The 10867-nt window shown below is 48.8% G+C and carries 13 protein-coding genes; 1 reads left to right on the top strand and 12 read right to left on the bottom strand.

The features are described from left to right. The 12 genes from H70357_RS06465 to H70357_RS06410 form a co-directional block, all read right to left on the bottom strand. Positions 1–600, bottom strand: coding sequence for a hypothetical protein (locus tag H70357_RS06465; RefSeq protein ID WP_038587094.1), 600 nt, complete (start codon positions 598–600; stop codon positions 1–3). Positions 601–1129: 529 nt separating this feature from the next. Beyond that, positions 1130–1627, bottom strand: a complete 498-nt coding sequence (locus H70357_RS06455) for a hypothetical protein (protein ID WP_038587090.1) — start codon at positions 1625–1627, stop codon at positions 1130–1132. Positions 1628–1647: 20 nt separating this feature from the next. After that, entirely contained in the window at positions 1648–2028 is a 381-nt protein-coding gene (locus tag H70357_RS06450; protein WP_038587089.1) for a hypothetical protein, read from the bottom strand. Positions 2029–2043: 15 nt separating this feature from the next. Beyond that, entirely contained in the window at positions 2044–2187 is a 144-nt protein-coding gene (locus tag H70357_RS35710; protein ID WP_156130821.1) for a hypothetical protein, read from the bottom strand. A 6-nt stretch (positions 2188–2193) separates the two neighbouring features. Beyond that, on the bottom strand, positions 2194–2403 hold the full coding sequence (locus H70357_RS06445; protein ID WP_038587086.1) for a hypothetical protein: 210 nt from the start codon (positions 2401–2403) through the stop codon (positions 2194–2196). Positions 2404–2462: 59 nt separating this feature from the next. Then, positions 2463–3332 carry a hypothetical protein gene (locus H70357_RS06440; RefSeq protein ID WP_038587084.1) on the bottom strand — a complete coding sequence of 290 codons (870 nt, stop codon included), beginning with the start codon at positions 3330–3332 and terminating at the stop codon, positions 2463–2465. 11 nt (positions 3333–3343) lie between these two features. Then, positions 3344–4393 carry a hypothetical protein gene (locus H70357_RS06435; RefSeq protein WP_038587082.1) on the bottom strand — a complete coding sequence of 350 codons (1050 nt, stop codon included), beginning with the start codon at positions 4391–4393 and terminating at the stop codon, positions 3344–3346. 13 nt (positions 4394–4406) lie between these two features. Then, positions 4407–5990: a P-loop NTPase family protein gene (locus tag H70357_RS06430; protein ID WP_038587079.1), complete on the bottom strand. Its 1584-nt coding sequence runs from the start codon at positions 5988–5990 to the stop codon at positions 4407–4409. Further along, a complete protein-coding gene (locus H70357_RS06425) occupies positions 5987–7051 on the bottom strand; it encodes a CpaE/TadZ family protein (RefSeq protein ID WP_038587076.1) in 1065 nt (354 codons plus the stop codon). The genes H70357_RS06430 and H70357_RS06425 overlap by 4 nt, the downstream gene beginning before the upstream one ends. 17 nt (positions 7052–7068) lie before the next feature. Then, positions 7069–7860: a hypothetical protein gene (locus tag H70357_RS06420; RefSeq protein WP_038587073.1), complete on the bottom strand. Its 792-nt coding sequence runs from the start codon at positions 7858–7860 to the stop codon at positions 7069–7071. Between the two features lie 299 nt (positions 7861–8159). Continuing rightward, positions 8160–9056: a formyltetrahydrofolate deformylase gene (gene purU / locus H70357_RS06415; RefSeq protein WP_038587070.1), complete on the bottom strand. Its 897-nt coding sequence runs from the start codon at positions 9054–9056 to the stop codon at positions 8160–8162. A gap of 47 nt (positions 9057–9103) precedes the next feature. Beyond that, a complete protein-coding gene (locus tag H70357_RS06410) occupies positions 9104–10231 on the bottom strand; it encodes a deoxyribonuclease IV (protein ID WP_038587067.1) in 1128 nt (375 codons plus the stop codon). 170 nt (positions 10232–10401) lie between these two features. On the opposite strand from H70357_RS06410, the gene H70357_RS06405 reads away from it, so the two are divergent. Beyond that, positions 10402–10866, top strand: coding sequence for a DUF2621 domain-containing protein (locus tag H70357_RS06405; RefSeq protein ID WP_038598797.1), 465 nt, complete (start codon positions 10402–10404; stop codon positions 10864–10866). Position 10867 lies beyond the last annotated feature (1 nt).

Below are 10867 nucleotides of genomic sequence, written 5' to 3'. Positions count from 1 at the left end.
TCACTTCACCTTAAGAACGATATCTTTATATTCACTGAAATTTTTATATTTAGCTCCTATATATAGATATTTTAATTCACCATCATAAGAGAATCCTTGATAAGTACTAAGTTTTTCACCCGATTTTAAACCCCAGTCCGCAAGAGCCTCTTTGCTATTAGAAATACCAAGAGTATTCACTGGTGTTATAGGTAACATTAAATGACTAGAGTCACCAAAGGATATTCTCCACTTGTCACTTAGGTTATTAGCATTTTGCTCAACGATATTCCCACTTTTATTTGCTATGGTAATCTTTGTCCAGATAAAGTATTTCCCATCAACCCAATAACCGTATTTTTTAATCAACGCCTGAGCCGCAGCAGACTTTGTTTCCATGATCATGATCTTCTCCAGCGTATAACTAAAACCCCCGGCCGTGACAGTCACCGGCAACTCAATATCCTTTTTCAAACCATAACTTGAAAGGTTGTCCCTTACAACTGGAGCAGCTGTAGCTGCCGGTTTTGGTGCTGCTGCGTTTGTAACCGCAACCTGCCCCAACACCAAACTAAACAACATCGATCCTGCTAAAGCTGCTTTAATCATTGTCTTTTTCATTTTGAATTTCCCCTTATATTCATATTTAGTAATGCATCCATTAACAGGATCGATAATCATACCTGTGAGAGACCTGGATAAGACATCAATAGTCTTATTCAGTTAAGCTATCAAATGGCCTTCCCTATCAAACGAATCTATCATCTCAAAATGCATAGCAGCGGGTATTGTGGGTCTGTTATAATCCGCATCATTAATAACGTCACGAACGACGGGAAGAAGGATAAAGATTACGATCCCTCACAGAAAACGATCGCGATAAACAATCCTGTTGAGATAGGATCTTTTTTCAAGATTACCGTCTCCTCTAATTGAACTTGGTTAGTTTCTCCTCAGCCTGTTCGTTGATCTTGTTACTTACCGATTACGCTGTTGTCTCCGGATTTCTTGATTTATACCGCTTTTTGCGGTTGAAATCCGGAGACAAAGGCGGTCGCTATCGCTCTTACAGTTCCACTCTCCCACTGCTTTAGTCTCTAGCCAGTCCTTTAGTTCAACTGATATAGCAGATATCTTGTATCTGACAAAATCACTCATTCAGCTTATACTCCTGCACCGCCGGTACAATAATGGCCTCCTGAACTTTAGCTCTGGTGACCAGCACCGGATGTTTGGTCTCGATAACAGCGATGACCGAGGGGCCTTGTATGTATTTGGCGATGCCATGAGCGCTGTCTTCGTAAAGGAACGGAAAATTCACTCCGGTGGATTCATCCACAATGTCGAACTTTACAATTCTCACCTGCGTCTGGAGCCTGCTGCCTGCCAGGGGGGAGAGGCCGCCATCCAGGCCCAGATTAATCTGAAGCGACTGCCGGAAGGTGGCGTATGCTTCAGCCGGGTCGATGATCAGACGGCCTTGTGCCCGTGCGGCTTCATTCAGTTCCTGTGATGCATCGTGGACAGCCATATTGTTGGCATCCTTCAGCATACTGCGCAGCATGTCCCACTCCTGATTCTGGATCTGAAAAAACCAGGAATAAATAAAAATCAGCAGAACAAAGGCCAGCTTAATAATATAATCCATAAATTAGATTCATCCCTTAATCAGTCAAGATACTCACTCATGATCGATCCATGGCCATAATAACGTGTCGGTTGAGACATGCCTGAGAAATTATAGGGAAACAGGTTCATCCGAGGTGCGGTCACATACACATCAAGCCGCTGTTTGCGCTCCTGCACACTCGTCGTGCTGCTTGTGATTGCAATTGAAGCTTCAGGAAATCCAACTGCCTTCAGATTCGCAATGACCTCACTTCGCAACGAAGCCGTAACCATGCCTTCTGTTGCCGCTTTTTGCGTAATATAGGAGGTGTTGGCTTTGACCTGCAAATCCAGCAAATAATCGATGTACGTAAAGATCGGCTGCAGGATGATGAACAAGACAAGCCACATAAACAAAGCGCGGAGGACGGTTGCCTTCAAACTTTACGCCCCCTTTTAATACTGCTCCACTTGCTTGGTATGTGTAATGATATCGTCCTGGCTTCCGCCAATGATGTCTGTTGCTGCCGCAATAAAGATCCCCGCAATCACAAAACCGATAGCCAGAAACATAGCGACTGAAATGGAGTCTTTTTTCATTTCGTCTTAACCCACTTGATGGAGTGAAATATCACCCAGAGCCATTTGCCCCGGCTGGGCAGGTTGAAGCATAGTTACACCGGGGATATCGGGTCTGTTATCATCCGCCTTAGAGACCACATCACGTACCAAAGGAACCAAAATGGCAATTACAATGGCAACACAGAGAAATCCGATAGCGATGAACAGTCCAGTAGAAATAGCGTCTTTTTTCATTGTTAATATCTCCCTTTTAATTGTATATTTTATAGTGATGCTTGAATATAACAAAAACCTCACTGAAACATCCCCACACCGTTAAAATTGCCCTTAATCAGCATGATGTACTGCATGGCCAGCGAGACGATCATCAGGAAAGTGGCAAGCGACGGGATCACGTTGATAATGGTGGAAACGTCGCCGATAAACGACCATTTTTTGAGATATTGATCGCTGGAGATTTTAGTGATGATCTTGCCTTGTTCCCGCAAATAGTTCGCCGCTTCCGTGTCATCATCCATCCCCTCCGTGGCCAGCAGGATTGAGCGGATATCGTTGATAAAAGCATGACCGTCTGGGAATTTACCGCAGAACCATTCGATTGCCCGCTCGTTCCCCTCATCGACTGCCCGTTCGGACAGCTCATATAAATCCTGGCGGATGTATTGGAAATGGCTGGCCGTTCCTGCACAGAAGGCACCAAACTGCATGTACCCCCGCTTACGCAGCCGGTTGTTCTCGTAGAGGCGGATGAAGGAGATCAGTTCACCGTCTTTTTGAATCAGCGCTTTCTGATGCAGCCAAGCGAGCAGCCAGCCAAACGGCAGATAACGCAGCGGACTGGTGATGAGCAGAATCAGTAAAGCAACCAGCAAATCATAGATGGAAAAGGGAACTGAGCGGATGAAATCACCCGTCACCTGAACTGCTAAATAAATCAATGCCGCCGAATAACGAAACAGTGTGATTTTGCTTGCAGATATCGAGAGGCCGCTACCATGCAGTAATTGCTGCAGCCGCTCATTTTGCACACGTTCCCCCAGCTCCTTCCACTTCACGCCTAACCGGTGAACATATCGTTCCTGCCTGCTGCTGCTGCTCACAAAGACCAACAGCGAGAGATATACGACACCAAGTATTGAGATTAATAGCAATAATCTATCCATAGTTCATCACCTTAGTGGTAGTCCAGTTTGGGTCTGGCGAGAATGGTACTAATGATGAAAGAAATAAAAAGCCCGGAGATAATGATCGTCAGAAAAATAATGCCGACTGAAGTTTCAAACTGCAGCTTAAAATAAACATCAGGCTTCAGCATGTAAATAAAAGTTCCGACAGAGGATACGAGCACTATCAGGTTGCCGTACAGCCCCAGGCTGATTGCATCCCTGCTCCCGGCTTTTACCGTCAGAATCGTCTCCCGCTGCTGCTCCATGGACCGATTCAGCATCATGAGCGAGCTTTTTAAATAACGGGTGCCTTCCTTCTCGCAATACAGCAGGTCCGACACGTATTCTACAGCGAAGGTTGTCCCGATCGCCCCGGAGAATCTGGCCGCTTCCTCATTCAGCTCACTTTCATTGCTGTAATTAGCGAACGCCGCACCCAGTAACCGTAGGGGAGTCTTCAGCACATTATCTTCAGTCAGGAAATCAGACGTTCTGGACAAAATAGCATCTACCGATAAATGCGTGAATTTGGTAGCAATTTTGATAACATCGAGCAAATCGTAGCTTCCGCGCACTTTTCTCTGGGCATAGGTGTATCTCATCCGCAAATAGGGAACGCTCGCTGAGATTGCTGCCACAAATAACGGAAGGCGCCAAGCACCTTTAACCGGCAGCCGTTCATTGAAGCTGATCCCCTCCAAAAAAGGATTGCTGAAGCTCATCTGTCCCGGCAGCTCTTTTAACGTCAACAAACCGGACAAGAAAACCGCTGTGAACAGAAAGACCGTCCGCATGGAGAAACGCATGACACTGAGGCCAGGCTCATATTTCCGGTGTGAGAAATACAGCAGATCATCCAGATGCCGGTACAGCCACATTCTTTTTTTGATCCCGCTGACCTTTTTGCCGAAAAGACTGACCCTCAGGTTCATCCGATAGTCTATTTTTTGTCCGAACTCCCGCAAATGCCGATCCACAAGCGGCTTCACCAATAGCCAGATGCCCCAGACAACCAGCACATGAAGAGCAAAGCGGATTATATAAAAGATTAGCTCCACACTCTCCGCCCCCTCATTCGTTTAACACAATCCTCGATTTCAGGCTTTCCTTCAGCGGCCCTTCCATCGGTTTCATAGCGGCCAGATGCCCCAGTTCATGGAGAAGCAGACGTGTTGCCTGCGGATTTTTCTTTTTCATCTTGGTCATCAGGCCTGTTGTCAGCTTGTCATTATAACTCCAGGCGGATTTCTCATCCTCCCAGCGCATCAGATCATTGGCAAACACCGAATTGCTGCCTTCTTCATAAAAAACCTCGGAAATCCGCGCCAGCCGCTTTTTCCCGTCCGGAACGCTTTCCAGAATAAACACCAGCTCACAGGACTTCAGCGCAGAGATTAAATGTCCCTTCAGACTGCCTCCGATCCGTGTGGACACGGCAAAAGCGCCCTGATAAGGAATATCCTCCGAATCCACCGTATGAAAAGTTCCCGTGATGCCGTCATAGCCCTTTTCTCCGCTCCATAGGTAAAACTCCCATTCGTTATAGCGCATCTCCGTCATATAGAGGATATTGGGATCATGCCGCAGCGACTCCACCCCGACTTCCATCAGCTCTTCGTTGGCAGCCTGGATCGGAATGATCCGGTGACCTTTAATCTGGTACGGCAAAATCGACTCCGGATGTTTCTCGATCATCACCACTCCCATGCAGGAGGTGGAACCGAGCAGCTGCTCCCCGACAATCGTGTTGGCAAAAGTGGTTTTGCCCGAACCCACTGCCCCGGCAATAATCGTGTTGCGGAACGTGCCCGCTAACGCCCGGATCAGTTCAATTGCTTCGGCAGGAATACATTCCGTACCGGCCTGATCCTCCAGATCCAGAAACTCCACAACCTGGCGGCGCAGCGAGATGGTCGTAAAGCCGTCCCACACCCTTGGCGACACCCAGATCGCGAGCCGGATGAACCGTCCGGGCCAGAGCGGATCATCCATTTTGAACTCTACCGAAGGATTGTCCTTGTTCAGCTTTTTGTTGGGATCACTTTTCAGCAGGGAGCGCTTCAGTTGCTCGACCCGGTCAAGTGAAGGCATTTCATACGGATAAGGCACAAATTTCCCGCGATGGTTATAAAAAATTTGCTTCCCGATCATCTGCAGCCCGGTAGATTCGCTGTAAGCCCGGTCCGTGAACCAGCGGTAGGCTGGCCCAAAGCCCTTCCATTCGTGAAAAAGCGCCTCTGCCGCCGTCCGGTATGCCTCCGGCAGCTTGCCGGTGAACGGTGTTTTGCGCAAGTATTTCTCAATCCCGTTCATAAAAAAGCTAACCGCCTGCGGATCACCGATCAGCGCCTTTCCATTCAGCTCAAAATAGCTGTCATCCTCCCGCTCCAGTCCGGCGTTCATATCGTTTTTCATCTTTTGCAGGAAGCTATAAAAGTCCTCCTTGCCCGGCTTGCTGGTGCGAAGCAAACTCTGCTTTAGCGAGAAGGGCCGATGGGAGTCCAGATAACTGTGCCGGTTATTCGGCTGAAGACCAGACGGACTATTGCCCCCCGTATACGGACGAGGGTACAGGCTACCTTGCTGCTTCCTGTGATCTTGCTTCTGGCCCGGCTTCTGTTCTGCTTGCCACATCTCTTCCCGGTATTCGATCATTGAAAAATCCCTCTCTTTCGGGCTTCCTGCGCCAGTCCAAGACTAACCAACAGGGAGTGGACCTTGTCGTCTACCTGCTGAAGCTCCTTTTTGCCAAGCGGCAGTGATTCCAGAAAAGGCTGATAATACGGCAGCTCAAGCAAAATCTCACTGCCGAACCGCAGCGCCAGATTCTTAGGCGAGGTCAGCTCTTCGACATTGCTGCGGTTTATAATCCACTGGAAGTCCTGCGGATAGAGATCCATGTGTCCGGCCAGTTCCATCAGGGGCTGAAGGCGATATTCGTGTTTGGGATGGGTTACGATCATCCGGAGCACTGATTTCTGCATTCCTGCGTACCACGCGGCACTTTCAGGAATGGAGCCAAAATCGGCAACCACCAGGTCTGCGTTCGCCCTAGCTTCCGTGAGCAAATATTCAATCTCCTCCTCCTGATAATCCTGTGCGCTTAAGTAATCGAAGTTGCCCGGCAAATAACTATATCCATCCTGCTTAACCAACCCTGCGAAATCCTCGGGGTGGAGCATCTTGCCGGTAATGCGCGGACGCAGCCTGTCCAGACTTACGGCCGTTTTGGGATCATAGCCTGGATCATACAAATCCAAACCGAGCAAAATCACACGCAGTCCTGCTGCCGCAATCCTCCTGGCGAACAGCTTGGCTACACTTGTACAGCCAATGCCCGGACCGGATCCAAAAAAGCCGACCAGATTTCCACGCTCCTCGTGTTCCTCCTCCAGAATGTACCGCAGCTTCTCTACCACCGCCGATGATGTTGAGCGGGGCGGAATGAAGAATATGCCAAGGCTCTCACACAGCATATGTATAGACTGATAGCCGCGGACTCCCTTTTGCAGATACATATATAAAATAGTTGAACCCGGGTATCCTTGGCGAAGTCCGCTTAAGGCTGCAACAGGTACCTGCTCGCTTGTTACCATCAGCATGTGCCCTTCGGCATGTTGGACTTCGGGCAATACACTTTGTGTGATGACGGTGAACCCGGCAAGCTTGATTTCGTTAATGGTTAGCTGATCCATACCGAGACTGAAAATTTTCAAGACTGCCTTCCTCCTTTCTACTCAACTCGTACAATCCATAGCTTCTTGCCTTGCTCCAAATATTGTCCCAGCAGCTCACCGTCGCTTTTCTTCAGCTTCAGTTCCGGCGCTGCAACCTTGCCCGTGGAAGTAAAGCGGTTGTTAATGTTGCCGTTCTCTGTATCCAGCACATCATTGTTATCCTCTGTACGGACATAGTTTACGGTGACACCGCTGAGGAAAACCTGACGGGCAGGCTCAGCCGGCTGGGCGGCCTCATTTGCTGAGTTGCTTGCCGATGGATCAGGCTTGACTCCTGTGGTGGACGCCGGAGTTCTGGATGCATTGGCAGCAGTAGGAGGGGCGGCTTCGGATTTATCCGGCGGATCCCCTTCCACCAAATAGATATCCACCTTGTCTCTGCTGCGGAGCGATCCGTTGATTGCAAAGATGGCTTCCTTCGGAATAGGGAAAATCCCCTCATCCTGCTGCGGCTCCAAATCACTGACATCGACCAGCGATTCCGTCAGGATACTGCCGTCCATCAAATTCACATTAGTTATCTTGTGTTCCACCTGGCTGACTTCCGTAATGACCCCTGAGGGAATATCCTTGGTCTGGACAGAATCCAGGTAGAGATCTCCCACTTTCAGCTCATAATTTTTAGGTAAAAAACCGCCCTCAGCCACCTTCACCTTAACTACTGTCTGCGACAGCACATACGGCTTAAAATAGAGATCATAGCCAAGCAGACCGCCTAAGCCAATGATCAGTATAAGAAAGGCGAAGAAATAATTTCGTTTTAACAGATGCCCCCGCTGTGATCCCAAGCGATTTACCTCCTTTGAAATACGGTTATTTGCGCATGACAAAATGCACTTTGGCATACGTAGCCAAAATGCTGGTAAAATGCTTTTTTACCTGATTGAGAATAAGAAGATTATTAGATTATACATATGAGGTAGCAAATCTAGAGGCAACTGCGGGATAAAGTATCCCGGCTGGAGAAAGGATTCCGGTAAAAGCCAGGCCAATACTGCCGTCAATGACACTAGCAATACAGTTGGTATTCCCATTGGGACAGGCTTGGCAGCGATATTACACTCTGGCTTTCACCGGATGAATTCAATTAGTTAAATACTACTGTCTTATTGTGATGAACAAGGATTCTATCCTCAATATGCCATTTGACCGCACGGGCCAGAACAACCCGCTCAATGGTGCGTCCAATACGTTTCAGTTCATTCACATCATCGCTATGGCTGACCCGCTGCACATCCTGCTCGATAATCGGACCTCCGTCAAGCTCTTCGGTCACATAGTGGGCAGTAGCGCCGATGATCTTCACCCCACGCTGATAAGCCTGGGCATAGGGTTTGCCACCCACAAATGCCGGCAGGAAGGAATGGTGGATATTGATGATCCGGTGCCGGTAATGCTCAATAAATGAAGGAGAGATAATCTGCATGTAGCGGGCCAGAATGATGACGTCAATATCATCACCGATGACTTCCAGCTGGCGTTTCTCTGCTTGCATCTTGGTATCCGCCGTAACCGGAATATGATGGAACGGAATACCGAAAGATTCAACGTACGACTGCATATCGGTATGGTTGCTGACAACAAGCGCAATATCGGCATCCAGATCGCCTGCCTGCCACTGCCAGAGCAGCTCTACCAGACAATGATCTTCTTTGGAGACGAAAATCGCCAGTTTCTTCTTATGGCTTACATTGAAAATTTGCCAGTCCATCTTGAACCGCTCGGCGACCCCTCCGAAGATGGACCGTACCTCTTCCAGACGTTCTTCCAGCTTTGGCAAGTCAAACTCCACTCTCATAAAGAACATTCCGCCATCAGGGTCCATTGTATATTGATCGGATTGCACGATATTAGCTCCGTGCTGGTATAGAAAATGCGATACAGCCGCAACAATCCCAGGTCCGTCGGGACAAGAAATGAGCATGCGCGCCCGGTTCGGGTATTGTCCGCCTGATGAATGATCTCTTTTCACATGTAATTCCATAATCCCCTGTCCATCCTCTCATCTACTTGCGCAATCTGTAGTTTAGCTTAAGCGTTCACGAGAACTTGTCTGCCGGCCAGCCAGGCGATCAAACGCTGATTGATGGCTTCCTCGCTAAGCTGCGGGAACAATCCGGCAGAAGCGATATTATCATATAAACGTTCCAGCGGTTCACGCGGATCAGCCTTTTTGGCTTTGGCATCATTCTTCAGCAGCTCCCACACATCAAGCACATACTTGCGGGAATCCAGCTCCTGCTTGGCAAAGAAAGCATGCAGCTCTTCTACCTCCTGCAGGAATTCTGCTCCGAACCGTTCAGCCACATTGCCGCGCAGCAGAGCAATCTCCACCTCGTACATCGGGCGAAGTGTCTTGGCGTCCTTCCCGATCCAAGGGGTCTCCAGAATGAACGGCAAACCTGCCAGAGCTTCATGGTGAACCACATTGTTGATCGTTTCGAAGCCAATCCAGCCAGACCCAATCGGGGTATGGCGGTCTTTTCCCGCTCCGCGCGGATTTTTGCTGTCGTTAATGTGGACTACGCCAAGCCGTTTCAGGCCAATCACCTCATCGAACTTCCGCAGTACACCATCAAGATCGCCAACGATATCGTATCCGGCATCATGAATGTGACAGGTATCCAGACAAATGGACAGCCGCTCATTATGTACGACCTTGTCAATGATCGAGGCAATCTCCTCGAAGCTGCGGCCGATCTCTGTTCCTTTGCCGGCCATCGTCTCAAGAGCAATGTGTACTTCTGTCTCGTTCGTACCGCCAAGCACCTCGTTCAGGCCATCGGCAATACGCTGAATTCCGTACTCGGCATCCTTGTCGGTATACGCTCCGGGATGTAATACAATGTGCTTGACCTCAAGTGCATGGGTACGGCGGATTTCTTCCTGCAGGAAATCAACCGCCAATTGATAGGTGTTTTCCTTGTAGGAGCCCAAATTAATAATATATGGAGCGTGAACGACGATTTCCTCGACTCCGTTAGTCTGCATAGCGAGCTTCCCTTCAGCAGGGTACATCGCTTCGATCGGCTTACGGCGTGTATTCTGCGGAGCTCCCGTATATATCATAAACGAGCTTGAACCGTACTCATTTGCTTCATTGGCCGCGCTCAGGAGACCCTTGTCCGCGCAGGACACATGTGAACCTATTTTCAGCATGCCTTTTCCCTCTTTCCTTCACGAATTAACCCTTATTCTACCGTGATCGGGAAAATAAATCTAGGCAAGCTCCCGCGGATGTCTTTCGCTTCGCAAAACTGTGGAAATACGCTATACTTTAGAAGAGATTAAGGATTGTGACAATCATCATTGTCAAAGGCGGTGTATACATGTCTTTTAAATCAGACTTGAGCTTATTATCCGCAATACCAAGCAATTGGTTTATGAACTCCATCGCATTCTGGACTTTTCTGCTGCTGGGCTGCATGTGCATCGGCGGCTATTTCATGTTCCGCAAGTTTTTGAAGGTGCTGCCCAAAGCCGACGGCAAGTCCAAGCTGGACTGGCAGAATTACTGGGTGGAGCGCAGCCGTCCGCTATGGAGCGACGAGACGAAGGCTTTCCTGGATCAGCTTGTGCAGCCGGTGCCCGGACCTTTCCGCGATATTGCCAAACATTCCATAGCTGCAGAGATCGGTAAAATCGCAGTAGAGAGCAATGCTCCGGCAGTCACCCGCGAGCACTGCATCAAAGGCTACATTGTCGCCACCCCGCGGCGTGATAACCGGTTTCTTATCACCTTCCTTGAAAAGAACGGCATCGACTACTCACCTTACCGGCATTTAATCAAGTAAC

It is taken from the genome of Paenibacillus sp. FSL H7-0357, from assembly GCF_000758525.1.
GTDB lineage: Bacteria > Bacillota > Bacilli > Paenibacillales > Paenibacillaceae > Paenibacillus_AQ.
Note: the sequence above shows the minus strand (reverse complement) of the source record. Positions and strands in the feature narration are given on the sequence as shown.